Raw genomic sequence first — 18,098 nt, forward strand, 5'->3', positions numbered from 1 at the left:
CGTCCATTCCCGGCCGGCGGCCCGCGCGCCGGGACCACCGTCCACATCCAGCCCTGGACCTGGGATGATCCCCTGCGCCCACCCACCCCCGCGCGCCCCCAGGAGCCCGCTTTGGCCGACACCCCCAGCCCCGTGCCGCCGGTCACCGGGCCCGGTGCGGACGATGCGGACCGGGCCGTCCTGGCCGGAGCGGAGGCATGAGCGTGGCGGCCGGTGGCCCGGGGTGGGTGGACCTGTCCGTGCCCGTGGTGACCGGCATGCCGGTGTACCCCGGCGACCCCGAGGTCGAGGTCGTTCCCGCCCTGCGGGCCGCCGAGGACGGGGTGAACGTGCTGCGGCTGCACCTGGGCTCCCAGTCCGGCACGCACGTCGACGCCCCCTTCCACGTGGACGACGCCTGGCCCGCCCTGGACGAGCTGCCGCTGGACCGCTTCGCGGGACCGGCCGTCGCCGCCGACGTGCGCGGGCTCGCCCCGAGGGCGGCCGTCACGCCCGGGGCGCTGGCCCCCGCGCTGGCGGCGGCCCGCCCGGGCTCGGTGCTGCTGCTGGCCACCGGCTGGTCCGCCCACTGGGGCACCGGCCACTACGCGGCCCACCCCTGGCTCACCCCGGAGGCGGCGCGAGCGGTGGTGGACGCCGGGATCCGCACGGTGGCCGTCGACGCCCTCAGCGTCGACCCGACGCCCGATCCAGGCGACCCGGACCCGGACTACTCCCTCCCCGCCCACCGCGTGCTGTGCGGGGCGGGCGGGGTCATCGCGGAGAACCTCACCAACCTGGCCCCGGTCCTGGCCGCCCTGGCCGAGGGCCGCGCGGTCGACGTCGCCCTCTTCCCCCTCCGGCTCGCCGCCGCGGACGGCGCCCCGGTCCGCGCCGTCGCCCGCGTCCACGGCTGACCCGCGACGCGGGCGAGGCCGCCCCGGAAACCTCCGGGGCGGCCTCGCCCGTGTGCGTCGTACCCGTGTGCGTCCGCCGGACGGCGTCACTTGGTGAAGTACAGGTACTTCCACGGGCCGTAGGTGGTGGCGTTCAGGCTGTCGCCCGAGCTGCCCTTGATGTACGAGGAGCGCATGCGGGCCCGGATCCCGGCCTCGCCCGGGGCCCCCAGCTGCACGCGGCACTTGCCGTCGGTCCCCAGCTGGAAGTACTCGGTGCCCGCGGAGTACCAGCGGCCCTGGTAGTAGACCTGCAGCTCGAACCGCTGCGAGCGGCCCGCGTGGTAGGTCATCGACGTCGTGAGCAGCGGGTCGGTGTTCTTGTGGAACCAGTAGTACGTGGTCGAGCCGATCTTGCCCGTCTTGTAGTGATGGGAGACGGACGTGGAGACCTTGACCTGCGTGCCGATCGAACGGGACACCGACTTCGGCGCGTAGGAGAAGTCGCCGCCGAACGACGCCCAGAACGTGGTGTTCCGGGTGACCTTGTACGTCACCTTGAAGTCGCCGGAGGAGTTGACCTTGCCGGTCTTGACCAGCTTCTTCGTGCCGTCCGACGCCTTGGCGTAGATCGACAGCACACGGCTCTTGCCGGTCTTGCCGAGGTGACCCGTGACGGTGGCGGTCGAACCGTAGGAGTAGGTCGAGTGGTTGGTCTTGATGCTGACCGAGGTGGCCGCCCGGGAGACCGCGACGCTGTCCTTGCCCAGGGCGGCGACGTGCGTGGCGTCGCCCGCGAAGTGCGCGGAGTAGGTGACGGTGCCGCCGGTGTACGGGGTGTCCGTGAAGCTGAACGTGCCGTTGGACGCCACCGTCTTGGTGCCGAGCGACTTGCCCTTCGGGGTGGTGAGGTCGGTCCGCGTCACCGTGACCTTGGTACCGGCCGGGAAGGGCGCGGAGGCCGTGAGCTTGCCGCTGACCGTGATCTTCGTGGTCCGCTTGGCGGTGGCGGGGGCGTTCACGGTGAGCGTGGTGGCGGCCCGGGTGACGTTGACGGTCCTCTTGGCGGTGGCGGCGGCGTGGGTGGCGTCGCCCGCGTAGCTGACCGTGTAGGTGTTGTTGCCCTGGACGGCGGGGGTGTCCTTGAGCTGGAAGACGTTGTACTCGCCGATCGTCGCGGTACCCAGCGGGGTGCCGGTCCCGCCGTGGCTGTCGGTGCGGGTGATGGTGACCGCGGTACCCGGCGCGTAGTCCTCGGTCGAGCCGAGGGAGCCGCTGATCGTGACCTCCGCGCCGGGCAGGGCCGTCGCCGGGGCGGACACGTTGAGGGTGGTCGAGGCCCGGGCGACGGTGACGGTGGCCGTCGCGCTGGCGGCGGCGTGGGTGGCGTCGCCCGCGTAGCTGACCGTGTAGGTGTTGTTGCCCTGTACGGCCGGGGTGTCCTTGATCTGGAAGGTGCCGTCTTCGGCGATGGCCGCGTTCCCGAGCGCGGTGCCGGTCGTGTCGGTCGGGTCGGTGCGGGTGACGGTGACCTCGGTCCCGGCCGCGAACGGCTCGGTGGAGCCGAGGATGCCGGTGACCGTGACCTCCGCGCCGGGCACCGCCGTGGCGGGGGCGTTGACGGTGAGGGTGGTCGCGGCCTCGGCGACGTTGGCGGTGTCCCCGGCGGTCGCGACGGCGGTGGGGCCGTCGGCGGCGGCCGGCGTCGCCGTGACCCCGAGCAGGGACGCGGTGGCGAGCAGGACGGACAGAGCCGTCCCGCCCGCGAGGTGGCGGGTGCGCAAGCTGGTTCCCCCCAGGCAGGCGTGGGTGGCCGGAGGTCTTCCGGCGAGACGTGGGTGCGCCGCGGGGCGCGGACCCCGTGGCGGGCCCGGCGCGCCTTCGTCGGCGGCAAGAGGGAACGCTACGTCATGCCTCTGACAGCGGGCCACCGCATTGTCGGCCCGCGCCGATCCGTAACCGGCGCTTCGCCCGGCGGTGGGGATACCGTGGCCGATTCGATGCCCGGCTCCGTACAACCTCCTTGCCGGGAAGGCGTGTTCACCGGTCGGCGACCCGCACGGTGACGGTCCACTCCCGCAGTCCCAGGCAGGCCACCTGGTCCGGGGCGGTGGGTGTGGCGCACAGCGGCTGGGTGGCGGTGAGCCGCGCCGTGCCGGGGGCGGTGGCGCGGTAGGCGGCGATGGTGTCGCCGCGGGGGGCGCCGATGCCCGCGTTGGTGGGGGCGAGGGCGCCGCCCTCGCCGGTGACGGGGGACCACGGGCGGTCCGGCGTGCCGTCGAGGGTGACGCGGACGGTGCCGCCCGCGGTGACGCAGACGGTGCGGCCGGTGTCCGCGGCGGTGAGCGCGGCCCCGGCCGCGCAGGCCCCTCCCGAGCCCGCCCCGGAACCGTGGCTGCCGGTGGCGCCCGGGGCGCTGCTCCGGCCGCCGTCCGCGGGGCCGCCGGACTGCGTGCCGCAGCCGGTCAGCAGGAGTGCGGTCGCCGCGAGGACCGCGGCTGTCGTGTGACGCATGGATGGCCTCCTTTCCTCTTTGACGTGTTCCAGGCGCAAAAGGGTCCCGGCCGCCTGCCGGCGGCCGGGACCCTTCCCGCGGGGGCGGTGTCGTCGACCACGAAGCCGGTCTGCAGGGAGGAGTCCTCGGTGCCGGTGAACTTCAGGGTCACGGTGGAGCCGGCGAAGGAGGACAGGTCGAAGGACTTCTGGGTGCACCCGGTGCCCTTGTCGAGGTTGGACCAGGTCGCCAGGGTGGTGGAGCCGGCGGTCAGGGTCAGCTTGTCGTAGGCGGTGGTGGTGGTCGTCTCGGCGGAGTCGACGTGCAGCCACAAGGTCAGCGTGGCACGGCAGCCGCTCGGCACGCTCACCGTCTGGGAGAGCGTGTCGGTGTGGGTGGAGCCGTAGCCGTCCAGCCAGGCCTTGTACGTGCCGCCGTGGGCGGCCTCACCGAAGTCGCTGGTGATGACGCCGCTGGACGCCGTCCACGAGGTGCTGCCGGACTCGAAGCCCGGGTTGCCGAGCAGCTGGGCCGCGGTGCAGGTGCCGCCGCCCGCGGGGGAGACGGTCCAGCCGAAGGAGGCGGAGCCGGAGGCGCCGGTGCCGTCGGTGGCGGTCACCGTGGTCTGGCAGGTGCCCGCGGCCGTGGGGGTGCCGGAGATCAGGCCGGTCGAGGCGCTGATGCCGAGCCCCGTGGGGGCCAAAGGTCCGGGGCCGGATTTCCCCAGGGTTTTCCCTGTATGCCCGGCCCGCGCCGTCCGGTCCTTGACCTTGTCGCAGCGTCAAGGTCTCTACTGGGCTCATGCGCATCGGAGAACTCGCCGCCCTCGCCGGGGTCACCACCCGCACCGTGCGGCACTACCACCGCATCGGGCTGCTGCCCGAGCCCGCGCGCCGGGTCAACGGCTACCGCGACTACGGTCTGCGCGACGCCGTCGAGCTCACCCGCATCCGGCGCCTGACGGAGCTCGGCCTCGGCCTCGACGAGGTCAGGGACGTGCTCGCGGACGACGCGGGCAAGGAGCTGCACGAGGTGCTGGCGGAGCTCGACGCGGACCTCGCCCGGCAGGAGGAGGCCATCCGGTCGCGGCGGGTCCGCCTCGCCGAACTCCTCGCGCAGGCCGAGGCCGGCGGCGGACTGCCCGCGGAGGCACCGGTCTCCCCGGAACTGGCCGTGCTCTTCGCCGAGATGGCCCGGACCTCGGCGGAGCTGGCCGGGCCCGAGCCCGCGATGGCCGTGAAGGAGCGCGAGTTGCTCGCGCTGCTGGACACGGCGGCCACCCCCGAGGCCCGGGGCTGGCTCACCGGCCTGCTGCGCTCCATGGGCTCCGATCCGGGCGCGATGCGCCGCGCCTACGAGGTGTACGCGCGGATGGACGAACTGGCCGGGGCGGCCGTGGACGACCCCCGGGTCGCGGAGGTGGCCCGGGCGATCGCCGACTCCGTCCCGGACGAGGTCGCCGCCTCGATCGACGCCGCCGGTGAGGACGGCACGGTGGAGGGCGGTGCGGAGGGCGGCTTCGCCGCCGCGTTCTTCGACGACCACGCGCCCGCCCAGGCCGAGGCCGTACGGCAGGCGATCCGGCTGCTGCGCGAGCGTGCCCGGTGAGCCGCCGGGGGGCGTGGGCGCTGGGCACCCTGGTGGTGGCCGAGGCGGTGCTCGCCGCGTGCCTGGTGGCGGGCGTGCCGGTGCCGGAGCCGGTGCTCTGGGGCGCGGAACTGTGCATGACCGCCGTGCTGCTGTGGCGGTTGCCGAAGGTGGTGCGGGCGCACCGGGACGCCCGGCGGCGGGGCCTGTCGCGCCGCCGGGCCGCGTGGACCGCCGTGCGGGACACCGTCCCGGTGCCCGCGCGGCGCCTGATGCGCCATGAACTCGCCCTGTCCGTGAGCCTGGTGCGCTGGATCGCGCGCCGTCCGCACGGGGTGGGCGAGGGCGCCGTGGCCGTCCCGTACACCGGGGCGCAGACGGCGACGATGTACGGCTTCCTCTTCGTCTCCGTCGTCGAGACGGTGGTGCTCGCGCTGGTCATCCCCTGGCCAGCGGTGCACGCCGTCACCCTCGTCCTCGACGTCTGGGGCTGCTTCTTCGTCCTGGCCCTGCACGCGGCCTGCGTGGTGCGCCCGCACGTCGTGGGGGCGGACGGCTCGCTGCGGCTGCGGTACGGCGCTCTCGTCGACGTCCGTGTACCCGCCGGGCGCATCGCCGCGGCCCGTGTCGACCGGCGCTTCCCCGACGGACGGCTCGTCACGCTCGCCGGGGACGGCACCGTCGACCTGGTCGTCGGCGGCCAGACCACGGTGACCGTCGAACTGACCGAGCCCGTCACGTTCCTGCGCCCCCTCGGGGTGCCCGCGCAGGCCCGCGTCCTGCGCTTCCACGCCGACGACCCGCGCGCCGCCGTGGCGGCCCTGGGGGTGGGCGCGGTGCCGGGGGCTCGGGTAACGTTGCCGTCCCCAGCAGCGGACGTACCGAGGAGGTGAGACCCATTACCGCCATGTCAGGTTGGGTGCTCTCCCCCTGCGGCCCCGCGGTCCGGACGACCTAGGCCGTCGAGAGCGCCCCGCGGCGCCCCGAAAGGCCCCCATGTCCTCCGCTTCACGCGCTCCTTCCGGCTCGTCTCCCGCCGGCTCCTCCTCTTCCGCCCTTCCGCCCCCCGCGTCGCTCGCGCCGGTCGTGTCCGTGCTCCGGGCGGCCGGCTGCGTGTTCGCCGAGGACGAGGCCCGGCTGCTCGTCTCCGCCGCCCGGACACCCGACGAGCTCGCCACCCTGGTGGAGCGCCGGGTGGCCGGGCTCCCGCTCGAACACGTGCTGGGCTGGGCCGAGTTCTGCGGCCTGCGGATCGCCGTCGGCCCGGGGGTCTTCGTCCCGCGCCGCCGTACGGAGTTCCTCGCCCGCGAGGCCGTCGCGCTCGGGCGCGCCCTGGGCCGGCCCGGCGCCGTCGTCGTCGACCTGTGCTGCGGCTCCGGCGCGGTGGGCGCCGTCCTGGCCGCCACGCTCGACCGGCCCGTGCTGCACGCGGTCGACATCGACCCGGCGGCGGTCGCCTGCGCCCGCCGCAACCTCGCCGCGGCGGACGGCCGCGTCCACGTCCACGAGGGCGACCTCTACACCCCCCTTCCCGCGGAGCTGCGCGGCCGCGTCGACGTCCTGGTCGCGAACGTGCCCTACGTCCCCAGCGAAGCCGTCGCCCTCCTCCCCCCGGAGGCCCGTGACCACGAGCCCCGCGTCGCCCTCGACGGCGGGGCCGACGGCCTCGACGTCCTCCGCCGGGTCGCGGCCGCGGCGCCCGCGTGGCTCGCGCCGGGCGGCCGCCTCCTCTTCGAGACCGGTGAGGAGCAGGCCCCGGACGCCGTCGCCGCGGTCGCCCAGGCCGGGCTGGAGGCGCGGGTGGCCGTGTCTGAGGAGCTGTACGCGACGGTCGTGATCGCCTCGGCCCCCGTGGTGTAGCCCGCCGGGACCCGCGCCCGTCGGCCGGACCCCGTGCCCGCCCGAAATCCTCGCCGTGGGTGAAACCGCGGTTCCTCCGTGTGAATCAACGCCTTATTGGGTGACGCAGGCCACATGGCCTGCGTCACCCAATGGGCGATTTGTCTGGGTCTGCGTGTGACGTGGCCGATATGACGTGCGCCACTTTCGCGGCTCCTTAGTAGAAGCCGTCCCGGAATCCCCTTCCCACGCCTGAGCGGCGGGACTTTCGTCCCTGGTCCCACAACTAATCCCGTTAGTAATAGGGGTGCATTGACCCCGGGATTTAAGTCGGCCAACAATTCATGGCGTACCCCACGGAAGAGGAATTACTCGAATGCAGATCTCCGCTATGTCGAAGCTCAACCGCGTCGCCAAGGCCAAGAAGATCTCCCTCGGCTGCGCCGCTGCCGGCGTCGCCGTCGTCGCCGGTGGCGTGGCCATGGCCCCCACCGCCTCCGCCGCCCCCATGGCGCAGTCGGGCTCCGTCAACACGTGGATCAACGAGTCCCTGAAGGTGATGCGTGCCAACGGCATCCCGGGCACGTACAACGGGATCTACAAGAACCTGATGCGTGAGTCCTCCGGCAACCCGAGCGCCATCAACGGCTGGGACTCGAACGCGGCCAAGGGAATTCCCTCGAAGGGTCTGATGCAGGTGATCGACCCGACCTTCAAGGCCTACCACGTCCCCGGTACCTCGTGGAACATCTACGACCCGGTCGCCAACATCACCGCCGCCTGCAACTACGCGGCCCACGTCTACGGCACGATCGACAACGTCAACTCGGCGTACTGATCGCCCGCGCGCGACGCTTTCCGCGCGACGCATCCCTGGGGACGCCCCCGGCAGCAATGGCTGCCCGGGGGCTTCCCCCTTTTCGCGTTCCCGGATTCCACGCGCTTTTCCGGGCACGGTTCCGCCCCGGCTTTTCCTCCCCGGACCTGGACAGACGAACCGTGCTGGTCCACGCTGTCCGACCATGACCGTCGCCCCTGACCGCCCGGCCGAGGCCGAGGCCCTGCACGCCGCCGCCGAGGACATAGCCGCCCTGCTCCGCGGGTGCCAGGACACCTCGGTGCCGATCCCCGGTGCCGAGTGGACGGTCGGGGAGGCCGCGGCGCACCTGATGCTCGCAGGCGAACTCATGGCCGCCCTGGCGGAGGGCCGTGAGCAGCCGTACGGCGACGGCACCCCCGGCAGCCTCGCCGCCGCGAACGCCGCGTCCCTCGACGCCTTCCCCGAACGCGACGGCGCGATCCTGGCCGACGGGATCGTGCGGCACGCCCGCGCGTTCACCGACGCGGCCGCGACCCGCGCGCCCGGCATGCCGGTGGTCACCCCACTCGGCCCCATGGACCTGGCCACGCTCGGCTCGTACCTGCTCACCCACATGCTCGGCCACGGTTACGACATCGCGGTCGCCCTGCGCCGTCCCCACATGATCGACCGCGAGCGCGTCGCCCGCTGCATGCCCTTCCTCAAGGCGGCCATGCCCCGGGTCGTCGACGCGCGGGCGGCGGCCGGATTCTCCGCCTGCTACGCGCTGCGCGTCCCGGGGATCACACGCTTCGCCGTGACCTTCACCGACGGTGCGGCCGAGCTCGCGGACGAGCCGCCGCGCCGACCCGACTGCACCATCACCACCGAGCCGGTCACCTTCTTCCTGATCGCGCTCGGTCGCCGGGGCGCCACCGCCGCCATGGCCCGCGGCAAGATCGCCGCCTGGGGCCGCCGCCCCTGGCTAGCCCCCCGCTTCCCCACCCTCTTCACCGCTCCCTAGTTCCGGCCGGGTCCCGGTCCGGCCCCGGCCAGTCGCCGGGGAGGGTGTACGTCCAGCCCGGCTGCCAGACGAAGGGCGCCAGGACGCTCTCCGTCAGGGGGATCCCGCCCAGCAGGCAGGCCAGGACCCAGCGGTTGGCGGAGTGGGCGATCAGCAGGACGCGCCGGCCGTCCCACCGCCGGGCCAGGTCGTGCAGGAGCGCGTCGGTGGCGGCGAGCACCTGCCGGTAGCTCTGACCGCCGCCGGGGAATGGCTCGTCGACGCGCCGCAGGCGCTGGGCCGCGACGAGCCGGACCGGGCGTCCGTTCAGCGCGCCGTAGTCGCACTCGCGCAGCCGGGGGTCCTGGTGGACCGGCGGCCGCCCGTCGGGGAAGGCGAGGGCCGCGGTCTCCACGGCACGGTGCAGGTCGGAGGTGTACACCGCCGCGATGTCCTGGCCGCGGCGGCGTTCGCCCAGCTCCCTCGCCTGCCGGCGGCCGCGCTCCGACAGCCGGCCGGGCAGCCGGCCGGTGGCGATGCCCGCCTCGTTGTCGGTGGTCGTGGCGTGCGTCTCGTAGATCAGCTCCACAGCCATCGGGGCCTCCCCGGGGTCGGGTGCGTCAGAGGGTGGCGGCAGCCCGGAAGGTGCGCCGGTAGGCCAGGGGGGAGACGCCGATGGCGGCGTGGAGGTGCTGCCGCAGGGACGTCGCGGTGGCGAAGCCCACCTCGCCGGCGATGCGGTCGACCGGGAGGTCGCTGGACTCCAGCAGGTGCCGGGCCCGGGCGACCCGCTGCTGGATGAGCCACTTGCCCGGGCTCGTGCCGACCTCGTCCCGGAAGCGCCGGGCGAAGGTCCGCAGGCTCATCCGCGCGTGGTCCGCGAGGTCGTTCAGGGTGAGCGGCAGGTCGAGGTGCTCCAGCGCCCACTGCCGCGTCGCCGCGGTGCCGGCGTCCGCGGTCTCCGGCACGGGCTGGTCGATGTACTGCGCCTGGCCGCCGTCCCGCCAGGGCGGCACCACGCAGCAGCGGGCCACGAAGTTGGCCACCGCGCTGCCGTGGTCCTCGCGCACCAGGTGCAGGCAGACGTCCACGCCGGACGCGGCCCCGGCGGAGGTGAGGACGTCGCCGTCGTCGACGAAGAGCACGTCCGCGTCGAGCGCCACACCGGGGAACATCCGCCGGAAGCGTTCGGCCAGCGCCCAGTGGGTGGTGGCGGGGCGGCCGTCGAGGAGACCCGCGGCGGCGAGCGCGAAGGCCGCCGTGCAGATGGAGACGATGCGGGTGCCCGGCCGGATCGTGCCGAGCGCGGCCGCGACCGGGGCGGGGAGCTCGGCGGTGATCCGCGACTGGTCGTACGGCGGGATCACGACGGTGTCGGCGGTGGCCAGCACCTCGGGGCCGTTCTCGACGGCGACCGAGAAGTCGGAGTCCGTGCGCACGGGGCGCCCGTCGACGGTGCAGGTCAGCACCTCGTAGCGGCCCCCGGCGGAGCCGAAGACGCGGTTGGGGATGCCCAGCTCGAAGGGGTAGACGCCGTCAAGAGCGAGGACGACCACACGATGCATGGCACGATCTTATCGGAGGATGGCAATCAGGCCATTTCCCCGGGCCCGCGCGGTCGGCAGGCTGGGGTCCATGACCGAAACACCCCGCACCATGTGCGCGATCACCCAGGACGTCCTCGGCGGACCCGAGGTACTGCGGGAGGCGGAGCTGGAGCGCCCCACCCCCGGCGTCGGGCAGTTGCTCGTCCGCGTCCACGCCGCCGGGCTCAACCCGACCGACACCAAGCACCGGCAGACCGGGCTCTTCCTCGGCGGCCCGCCGCCCGTCCTCGGCTGGGACGTCTCCGGCGTCGTCGAGGAGACCGGGCTGGGAGTGGCCCTCTTCCAGCCCGGCGACGAGGTCTTCGGCATGCTCCCCTACCCGCACGGTGTGGGCTCCCACGCCGAGTACGTCACCGGGCCCGCCCGCGCCTTCGCCCGGAAGCCGTCCGGCATGAGCCACGTGGAGGCCGCCGCGGTCCCGCTGGTCGCGCTCACCGCCTGGCAGGCCCTCGTCGACGTCGCCGCCGTCCGCCCCGGGCAGCGCGTGCTCGTCCACGCCGCCGCGGGAGGCGTCGGCCACGTCGCCGTACAGATCGCCAAGTCCCGCGGCGCGTACGTCATCGGCACGGCGAGCGCCGCCAAGCACGACTTCCTGCGCGGCCTCGGCGCCGACGAACTGATCGACTACCGCACGGCCGACTACGCCGAGGCCGTCCGCGACGTGGACGTCGTCCTCGACCCCCTCGGCGGTGCCGAGTCCCTCCGCTCCCTGCGCACCCTGCGCGAGGGCGGGCTGCTCGTCACCATCCTCCCGATCGGCCTGCCCGAACTCCTCGCGGAGGCCGACCGCCTGGGCGTGCGCGCCACCGGCATGATCGTCGAGGCCGACCACGCCGGCATGACCGCGATCGCCCGCCTGGTCGAGGAGGGTGCCCTGCGCGTCACGGTCGCCGACACCTTCCCCCTGTCCGAGGCCGCGAAGGCCCACGCCGCCCTGGAGACGGGACGTACGACCGGGAAGCTGGTCCTCACGGTGCGCTGACGTTCCTGGGCTCGCGAGCCGTACGGGCACCGGGGCAGGGCTCGAACCTGCGTCCACCCGGTCCCGAGCCGGGCGCTCCACCGCTGAGCTTCCCGGTGCCCGTACGGCCCCCGACGAGGGCAGGGCTCGAACCTGCGTCCAACCGGTTAAGAGCCGGCCGCTCCACCGCTGAGCTTCCCCGTCGGTGCCCCGATCCTGGCCGCCACGGCGGCCGGGCGTCAATGCAATTGGGCGTCGAGGTCCGCCGCCGCCGGGCGGAGCGGACGTCCGGAGAAGAAGCCCGCCGACCGCAGCACGCCGGCCAGTACCGGGTCGCCGACCTCTACCCCGTGCACGAGCTCCGGCGTGGGCCGGAAGGGCACCGGGGCGGCCGCCGGCCGCGGTTGCGTCCAGCCGCCCGCGACGGGATCGACGCCGTGCCGCCGGCACACCTCCTCCACCAGCGACCGCGGGCACACCGCCTCGCCGCGCAGCACCTGCCAGGGCAGCGGCAGTTCGGCCCACACGCCGGTGTCCGGGTGCAGTCCCCCACCGGTCTGCCGGTGCCAGGCGGCCACGTCGGCGGCGACCAGGAGCAGGACCTTGCCGGGGCAGAACCGGTCGGCGACCTCCTCGGCGGCCATGGCCCGCAGGAGCGAGAACCAGTGGGCCCGGGCCTTGGTCCAGGCCCGGGCGGTCTGGTTCCAGGTGGTCGAGTCGTCGCCGCGGCGCACGACCATCGTCGTCCGGTCCAGGGGCTGCCGCCGCCATGCGGCCTCGAGCAGCTCGGCCACGTCCAGCAGGAAGCGGTACCAGATCCCGAGCAGCCGTCCCCGCTGCCCGTCGTCGAGGTGGCCGAGCACCTCTGCGGTGGGGTGGACGTGCGCGACGGCGTACCAGTTGGTGCGGTGCGGCCGTCGGCGCAGCTCCTCGAACAGGGCGTCCGCCACCTCGTCGTACGGGGGCTGCTGGCCCGAGACCGTGAACTCGCTGCGCAGGTTGGCGCGGGCGGTGAGGTAGGCCACGAAGGCCGCGGTCGGGGTGTCGGCCGCGAACTCCTCGTAGGCCAGCCGGGAGGCGAGTCCGCTCCTGCCGACCAGCGTCACCTCCCGCTTGCGCTGCTCGACCAGGATGCGCGCCAGCTTGGCCTCCATACGGCGCAGCAGCCGGAACCGCTTGTTGTACAGCCGCTTCGACATCTCCCCGAGCCCCGCGTCCGCGCGCCCGGCCCGGTCGAGGCGGTCGGTGAGGAAGTCGTTCGCCCCGAACCGCTTGGCGATCCGTTCGCCGGCCGCCCGGATCGCCGTCTCCACCTGCGCCGGATCGTCCCCGGACGCCCCGGCCGGCTCCGGCAGCCCCGGGAACAGCTCCGCGGCACGGGCCAGCTGGCGCTGGGCCCCGACGGGCCGGGCGAAGTCCTCCAGCATCGAGGTGTAGCCGTGCCACAACGTGTTCAGCGAGCCGCTCGCCGCCTTCTCCAGCGCACGCCGGGTACGGCGAGCGGGCCGTCGGCCGTCGCCGTCGAGCAGCCGGAGGGCGAGATGGGCGATGTCCTCGGGGCGCTTGCGCCGGTCGAGGGACGCGTACAACTCCCGCAGGACCGAGGTGTTCTGGGACATGTGCCCAGGCTGGCGCACGCGGCGGGGAGGGCACCACCGGTTAATGCCGACGATCGTCAACTTTCGGTTGACGATGAACCATCGTCAACCTATCGTTGACGCATGACGCAGCAGATCCGGCTCGACGATCTGATCGAAGCCATCAAGAAGACCCATCCCGACGCCCTCGACCAGCTCTCGGACGCCGTCATCGCCGCCGAGCACCTGGGGGAGGTCGCCGACCACCTCATCGGGCACTTCGTCGACCAGGCCCGGCGGTCCGGCGCCTCCTGGACCGACATCGGCACGAGCATGGGCGTGACCAAGCAGGCCGCCCAGAAGCGCTTCGTCCCCAAGGACCTCGGCTTCCCCGACCTGGACCCCTCGCAGGGCTTCTCGCGCTTCACCCCGCGCGCCCGCAAGGTCGTCATGGCCGCCCACACCGAGGCCAAGACCGCACACAACCCCGAGGTCCGCCCCGAACACCTCGCCCTCGGGCTGCTGAGCGAGCCCCAGGCCCTCGCCGCACTCGCCATGGCGGCCCAGGGCGTCACCCCCGACGCCGCCCGCACCACCCTCACCGCGGCCCTCCCCCCGGCCGTGGACGAGGTCCCCGAGCTCGTCCCGTACGACCTCGCCTCCCGCAAGGTCCTCGAACTCACCTTCCGCGAGGCCCTCCGCCTGGGCCACAACTACATCGGCACCGAGCACCTCCTGCTCGCCCTCCTCGAACTCGAGGCGGGCGACGGCCCGCTGACCTCCCTCGGCCTCGACAAGGCCACCACCGAGCGCCACGTCGCCGCGGCACTGGCCGAGATCGTGGGCGGCACGCAGCAGGAGGGGTGAGCGGTGTCCCGGGTGGGGCGTGGTTCCATGAGGGGCCATCACGGTCCCACCCGGGAGGAACGGAACCCTGAACACCACGATCGCGGAGGCGCTGTCCGTCGCGCTGCTGCTCCTCGTGCTCGTCGGGGCGGTGATCCGGCCGTTCGGTCTTCCGGAGGCGGTGATCGCCGTCCCGGCCGCGGCGGTGGCCGTGGGGAGCGGGGCGATCCCGCTGGAGCACGCGCGGGAGGAGGCGGCGCGGCTGGGGCCGGTGATCGGGTTCCTGGCGGCGGTGCTGGTGCTGGCGAGGCTCTGCGACGAGGAGGGGCTGTTCCGGGCCGGCGGGGCGTGGATGGCCCGGGTGGCCGCGGGGCGGCCGCGGCGGTTGCTCAGGGCGGTGTTCGCGCTGGCGTCGGCGGTGACGGCGGCGCTGAGCCTGGACGCCACCGTGGTGCTGCTGACCCCGGTGGTGTTCGCGACCGCCGCCCGGCTGGGGGTACGGCCGAAGCCGCACGTGTACGCGTGCACCCACCTGTCCAACACCGCCTCGCTGCTGCTGCCGGTCTCGAACCTGACGAACCTGCTGGCGTTCGCGGCCAGCGGGCTGAGCTTCACCCGCTTCGCCGGGCTGATGGTGCTGCCGTGGCTGGTGGCGATCGCCGTGGAGTACGGCGTCTTCCGCCGCTGGTTCCGCGCCGACCTGGCGGCCGCCGTCGCGGTCCCGGACGGCGCCGAGGTGCCTCCGTTGCCGGTGTTCGCGCTGGTCACGGTGGTCTGCACACTGGCGGGGTTCGTGATCACCCCGGCGCTCGGCATCGATCCGGCGTGGGCGGCCGCGGCCGGTGCGCTGGTGCTGGCCGTACGGGCGGTGGCGCGGCGGCGGATGACGGTGCGCGCCGTGGCGGGGGCGGTCGGGGTGCCGTTCCTGGCGTTCGTGCTGGCGCTGGGCGTGGTGGTGCGGGCGGTGGTCGACAACGGGCTCGCCGGCGCGCTGGGCCGGATCGTGCCCGGGGGCACCGGGCTGGCGGCCCTGCTCGGCGTCGCGGCGCTGGCCGCCGTCCTGGCCAACGTGATCAACAACCTGCCCGCCGTGCTGGTCCTGCTGCCGCTGACCGCGCCCGCCGGGCCCGGCGCGGTCCTCGCCGTCCTGCTCGGGGTGAACATCGGCCCCAACCTGACCTATGCGGGATCCCTGGCGACCCTGCTGTGGCGGCGTATCGTGCACCAGCACGAACACGACGTGGACCTGAAGGAGTTCACCGTCCTCGGCCTGCTCACCGTGCCTGCGGCGCTGGGCCTTGCGGTGGTGGCACTGTGGGGTTCGCTGCACGTCCTCGGAGGCTGATGTCCGTGATCGTGACCGCCTGGATCGCCGAAGGAACCTGGCCCGCCTGCGTCGACGCCGTCCGCGTCCACGCGCCGGAGGCCGCCGACGTCGTCCTGCTGCACGTCAGCGGCCCCGACGTCCCCGGTCTGGCGCATGCCGCCTACGCCGGGCTGCTGGGCCGCGGGCACCCGGAGAACGATCCGGGCACCCGGCTGGAGGGCCTCGGCGCCGACTCCGCGGGACGGCTGCTGGACGCCGCCGCCCGGCGCCTGGGCCGTCCGTGCCGCCGGGAGGAGCGGTCGGGGCGGGTGGAGCGGGAGGTGGTCGCCGCCGCGGCCGGGACCGATCTGCTGGTGATGGCCCGTGACGGCGACCTCGTACGGCTCGGGCCGCGGAGCCTGGGCCCGGCGGCGCGCTTCGTCGTGGACCACGCGCCCTGCCCGGTCCTGCTGGTGTGGCCCGCGGCCGCGCCGGACGTGGCGACCCTTCCCCCGCCCCCGCCCCACTGACCCGGACTCAGCCCGCGGCGCCGGGGAGCTGCTTGATGCCGTCGACGGCGGAGCGGGTCAGCACCGCGGTGGTGAAGACGACCGTGCCGCGCGGCATGACCGCGTCCGGGTCCCGCTCGGCCTGGACGGTGCGCTCGCCGAGGAAGACGTGGGTCTTCGGGTCGAAGATCCACTCGGTGCGCTGGCCGCTGGTCTCGTCCAGCCGGGCCACCGCGACCCCGTGCCGCCCGGTGGCGTCCACGGCGTCGTCCACGGCGACCACGCCGGGGATCTTGGCGGCGGCCTTGTAGAGCGCGGTGGTCAGCCCGGCCGGCGGGTAGCTCTCGCCCAGCAGGTCGCCGATGGTGGTGAAGGCCTCCTGGTCGGGGCCGTTGCCCATGCCCTTCGTCTCCTTGTAGATCTTGGCCAGGAGCACGTCGGGGTCGGTGGGCAGGGTGGTGAGGTAGTCGTAGCTCGGCGCGTTCAGGGTCGGCTCGGGCACGTTGCCCTGCTCGTCGGTGCCCGCCAGGGTGATGCCCTCCGGGCCGGTGGTGCCGGGCTCGATCAGCCAGCCGTCCCGGCCGTCGCGGGACTCCCAGACCTGGCGCCGGTGCAGCGGGGTGCCGGCCAGGCTGGTCGTGCCGTGCACGTGCCGCACGACGGTGCCGGCCGACTTCGACTCGATGTAGACGTACTGGCCGTCCCCCACCGGCGCGGCGGGCGACTCGGCGGCGGCCAGCGAGACGGTGTCCAGCAGGCGGGCGGCGCCCTCGGGGTCCGCGGCGCCGAGGCGGGTGGTCAGGGCGGGGCCCGCGGCGGAGGTGCCGGAGCCGCCGCCCGCGCCGCTGCCCTCCGCACCGCCGAACACGAACAGGCCGGTCGCCAGGGCCCCGGCCAGCACGCCGGCGGTCAGCGGGACGAGGACCATGCGGCGCAGGAAGGGGTTGCGGCGCGCGGCCGGACGGGCGGCGGTGGCGGTGTCGGCGGTCGTGGCGGTGGACGGCTCGGTGCCCGTGCCGAGGTCCTCGTGGATCCGGTTCATCAGACGCTCCTTGTGCAACTGGTGACGGTCCGCCGGCAGGTCCCGCTCCACGCGCGGCAGGAGACGGGCGGTCTCCTCCCATTCCGAGGGATGGGCGTTCATCGGATTCCTTCCTGTGCGGGCCGGACCGCGTTCGCGCGGTCCCCTTCTGTCTGTCGGCGGCGGGCGGCGGGTTCCATCTCCGCGTCGGCGAGCTTGCGCAGTCTCGTGCGGGCCCGGGACAGCCGGGACCGCACGGTGCCGACCGGGATGCCGAGGGCCTCGGCGGCCTCGGCGTACTCCAGGCCCTCCCACAGGCACAGCGTCAGCACCTCGCGCTCGGGACGGCGCAGCCGGGCGAGGGCGGTGAGGACGGCGGAGATGCGGCGCCGGTCGTCGACCCGGCCGGCCACGAGGTCGGCGTGGTCGGGCACTTCGAGCGCGGCGGTCCCGGCCTGGGCGCCGGCGGCGACCACGGCCCGGTAACGGCGGTTGCTGCGGCAGTGGTTGCGCGCGATGTTCGTGGCGACGCCCAGCAGCCACGGCCGCAGCGAATCCCCTTCGGGGTCGACGCGCCCACGCAGCCGCCAGGCCTCCAGGAAGGTGGCCGACATCACGTCCTCGGCGACCGACCAGTCGGCGGTCAGCCGGAAGGCGTGGTTGTAGACGGTACGGGCGTACGCGTCGAACAGTTCCGCGAAGGCGGCGGGGTCCCCGTCCCGTACCCGGGTCCGTACATGAGTGGTCACTTCTGTCGGCTGTCCGTCCGTCCGCCGTGGGTTCCTGTGACGTACGTCACGCGGCGACGCCGTCGGGTGCCGCGGGCGCGAAGGGCATCAGCTCGTCCTGGCCGGGCCGCACCACCCCGAAGGTGCTCTCGGGGACCTCGTGCCACGCGTCCGGTACGTCGCCCAGGGGCTCGGACACCACGAGCCGGGTCTGCGCCGACACGCCCTGCAGGAACCACAGGTCCGGGTGGAGCTCCCGCAGCGTGTCCACCTTGCTGCTGTAGAACAGCGACCGCGACGCGTGCTCGCTGGAGTAGCGGAAGGCCCACAGGCTCTCCCCGTCGCTGACCGCCAGCGTCATCTGGACGGGGAACTCGACCCCGTGCTCATGACCGGTCCGCTCCACCAGCCCGGCCATCCGCGACACGGCGCCGGGCACGTCCTGGTCGAGACCGAAGGTGAGCGCGAGGAAGAACATCACCTCGGAGTCCGTCGAGCCCTCGATGGAGGAGAACAGCGCCGGGTCGACGGCGAGCGAGAGGTCGCGGCGCAGCCGGTGGAAGTCGGTGATCGCGCCGTTGTGCATCCACAGCCAGCGGCCGTGCCGGAAGGGGTGGCAGTTGGTCTGCTGGATCGCGGTGCCGGTGGAGGCCCGTACGTGGGCGAAGAACAGCGGCGAGGTGACGTGGCGTGAGATCTCCCGCAGGTTGCGGTTGTTCCACGCGGGCCCGATGTCCCGGATGACCGCCGGGGTCTCCAGGTCCGTGGCGTACCAGCCGATGCCGAAGCCGTCCCCGTTGGTCGTCTCGACCCCCATCCGGGAGTGCAGGCTCTGGTCGATCAGCGAGTGCCGCGGTTTGTAGAGGATGTTGTCGAGCAGCATGGGCGTGCCCGAGTAGGCGAGCCACCGGCACATGGTGCACCCTTCCCTTCCTCGTCTCCTCGT

General features: G+C 74.0%; 18 protein-coding genes, 2 tRNA genes and 1 pseudogene. 10 read left to right on the forward strand and 11 right to left on the reverse strand.

The window, feature by feature from the left end:
* Positions 1-197: 197 nt before the first annotated feature.
* Positions 198-896 (forward strand): cyclase family protein, encoded by a 699-nt coding sequence (locus ABZ312_RS25835; protein ID WP_500322476.1) that lies wholly within the window; start codon positions 198-200, stop codon positions 894-896.
* Positions 897-982: 86 nt separating this feature from the next.
* On the opposite strand, the gene ABZ312_RS25840 is transcribed toward ABZ312_RS25835, so the two are convergent.
* The 3 genes and pseudogenes from ABZ312_RS25840 to ABZ312_RS25850 form a co-directional block, all read right to left on the reverse strand.
* Entirely contained in the window at positions 983-2,659 is a 1,677-nt protein-coding gene (locus tag ABZ312_RS25840) for an Ig-like domain repeat protein (RefSeq protein WP_500358603.1), read from the reverse strand.
* Between the two features lie 256 nt (positions 2,660-2,915).
* Positions 2,916-3,389 (reverse strand): hypothetical protein, encoded by a 474-nt coding sequence (locus ABZ312_RS25845; RefSeq protein WP_500322479.1) that lies wholly within the window; start codon positions 3,387-3,389, stop codon positions 2,916-2,918.
* 83 nt (positions 3,390-3,472) lie between these two features.
* Positions 3,473-4,105, reverse strand: a pseudogene (locus ABZ312_RS25850) (Ig domain-containing protein); the annotation flags it as partial.
* Positions 4,106-4,170: 65 nt separating this feature from the next.
* Between ABZ312_RS25850 and ABZ312_RS25855 the strand changes: the two are divergent.
* The 5 genes from ABZ312_RS25855 (at position 4,171) to ABZ312_RS25875 (ending at position 8,618) form a co-directional block, all read left to right on the forward strand.
* The gene (locus ABZ312_RS25855; RefSeq protein ID WP_500322480.1) at positions 4,171-4,977 is read left to right on the forward strand and encodes a MerR family transcriptional regulator; all 807 of its coding nucleotides are present in this window, start codon (positions 4,171-4,173) and stop codon (positions 4,975-4,977) included.
* Positions 4,974-5,849: a hypothetical protein gene (locus ABZ312_RS25860; protein ID WP_500438885.1), complete on the forward strand. Its 876-nt coding sequence runs from the start codon at positions 4,974-4,976 to the stop codon at positions 5,847-5,849. Before ABZ312_RS25855 ends, ABZ312_RS25860 begins: the two co-directional genes overlap by 4 nt.
* A gap of 103 nt (positions 5,850-5,952) precedes the next feature.
* Positions 5,953-6,816 carry a putative protein N(5)-glutamine methyltransferase gene (locus ABZ312_RS25865; RefSeq protein ID WP_500438886.1) on the forward strand — a complete coding sequence of 288 codons (864 nt, stop codon included), beginning with the start codon at positions 5,953-5,955 and terminating at the stop codon, positions 6,814-6,816.
* 355 nt (positions 6,817-7,171) lie between these two features.
* Complete coding sequence (locus ABZ312_RS25870) at positions 7,172-7,633, forward strand: transglycosylase SLT domain-containing protein (RefSeq protein WP_499512750.1); 462 nt, start codon at positions 7,172-7,174, stop codon at positions 7,631-7,633.
* A gap of 184 nt (positions 7,634-7,817) precedes the next feature.
* Complete coding sequence (locus ABZ312_RS25875) at positions 7,818-8,618, forward strand: maleylpyruvate isomerase family mycothiol-dependent enzyme (RefSeq protein ID WP_500358610.1); 801 nt, start codon at positions 7,818-7,820, stop codon at positions 8,616-8,618.
* On the opposite strand, the gene ABZ312_RS25880 is transcribed toward ABZ312_RS25875, so the two are convergent.
* Positions 8,605-9,192, reverse strand: coding sequence for a histidine phosphatase family protein (locus tag ABZ312_RS25880; RefSeq protein WP_500438887.1), 588 nt, complete (start codon positions 9,190-9,192; stop codon positions 8,605-8,607). The genes ABZ312_RS25875 and ABZ312_RS25880 overlap by 14 nt on opposite strands.
* A 25-nt stretch (positions 9,193-9,217) precedes the next feature.
* Positions 9,218-10,162, reverse strand: a complete 945-nt coding sequence (locus ABZ312_RS25885; protein ID WP_500322487.1) for a GlxA family transcriptional regulator — start codon at positions 10,160-10,162, stop codon at positions 9,218-9,220.
* 70 nt (positions 10,163-10,232) lie between these two features.
* On the opposite strand from ABZ312_RS25885, the gene ABZ312_RS25890 reads away from it, so the two are divergent.
* Positions 10,233-11,186: an NADP-dependent oxidoreductase gene (locus ABZ312_RS25890; protein WP_500438888.1), complete on the forward strand. Its 954-nt coding sequence runs from the start codon at positions 10,233-10,235 to the stop codon at positions 11,184-11,186.
* Between the two features lie 25 nt (positions 11,187-11,211).
* Here the strand turns inward: ABZ312_RS25890 and ABZ312_RS25895 are convergent.
* From ABZ312_RS25895 to ABZ312_RS25905, 3 genes are all read right to left on the reverse strand, one after another.
* Positions 11,212-11,285: transfer RNA gene (locus ABZ312_RS25895), tRNA-Pro, on the reverse strand.
* A 12-nt stretch (positions 11,286-11,297) separates the two neighbouring features.
* Positions 11,298-11,369 (reverse strand) — tRNA-Lys (locus ABZ312_RS25900).
* Positions 11,370-11,404: 35 nt separating this feature from the next.
* Positions 11,405-12,784, reverse strand: a complete 1,380-nt coding sequence (locus ABZ312_RS25905; RefSeq protein WP_500438889.1) for a hypothetical protein — start codon at positions 12,782-12,784, stop codon at positions 11,405-11,407.
* 102 nt (positions 12,785-12,886) lie between these two features.
* Here ABZ312_RS25905 and ABZ312_RS25910 point away from each other — a divergent pair, with 102 nt between their 5' ends.
* From ABZ312_RS25910 to ABZ312_RS25920, 3 genes are all read left to right on the forward strand, one after another.
* Positions 12,887-13,609, forward strand: coding sequence for a Clp protease N-terminal domain-containing protein (locus ABZ312_RS25910; protein ID WP_500438890.1), 723 nt, complete (start codon positions 12,887-12,889; stop codon positions 13,607-13,609).
* Positions 13,610-13,676: 67 nt separating this feature from the next.
* Positions 13,677-14,933: an SLC13 family permease gene (locus ABZ312_RS25915; protein ID WP_500438895.1), complete on the forward strand. Its 1,257-nt coding sequence runs from the start codon at positions 13,677-13,679 to the stop codon at positions 14,931-14,933.
* 5 nt (positions 14,934-14,938) lie between these two features.
* Complete coding sequence (locus ABZ312_RS25920; protein ID WP_499516884.1) at positions 14,939-15,424, forward strand: universal stress protein; 486 nt, start codon at positions 14,939-14,941, stop codon at positions 15,422-15,424.
* Between the two features lie 7 nt (positions 15,425-15,431).
* On the opposite strand, the gene ABZ312_RS25925 is transcribed toward ABZ312_RS25920, so the two are convergent.
* Genes ABZ312_RS25925 through ABZ312_RS25935 form a run of 3 tightly spaced genes read right to left on the reverse strand, consistent with a single transcriptional unit; the run spans position 15,432 to position 18,068 of the window.
* A complete protein-coding gene (locus ABZ312_RS25925) occupies positions 15,432-16,547 on the reverse strand; it encodes a CU044_5270 family protein (protein ID WP_500322493.1) in 1,116 nt (371 codons plus the stop codon).
* Positions 16,544-17,173, reverse strand: coding sequence for an RNA polymerase sigma factor (locus ABZ312_RS25930; RefSeq protein WP_500358616.1), 630 nt, complete (start codon positions 17,171-17,173; stop codon positions 16,544-16,546). Before ABZ312_RS25930 ends, ABZ312_RS25925 begins: the two co-directional genes overlap by 4 nt.
* 46 nt (positions 17,174-17,219) lie before the next feature.
* The gene (locus ABZ312_RS25935) at positions 17,220-18,068 is read right to left on the reverse strand and encodes a class II glutamine amidotransferase (RefSeq protein WP_500322496.1); all 849 of its coding nucleotides are present in this window, start codon (positions 18,066-18,068) and stop codon (positions 17,220-17,222) included.
* Between the last annotated feature and the right edge of the window lie 30 nt (positions 18,069-18,098).

Source organism: Streptomyces sp. NPDC006207 (assembly GCF_040613835.1).
Classification (GTDB): Bacteria; Actinomycetota; Actinomycetes; order Streptomycetales; family Streptomycetaceae; genus Actinacidiphila.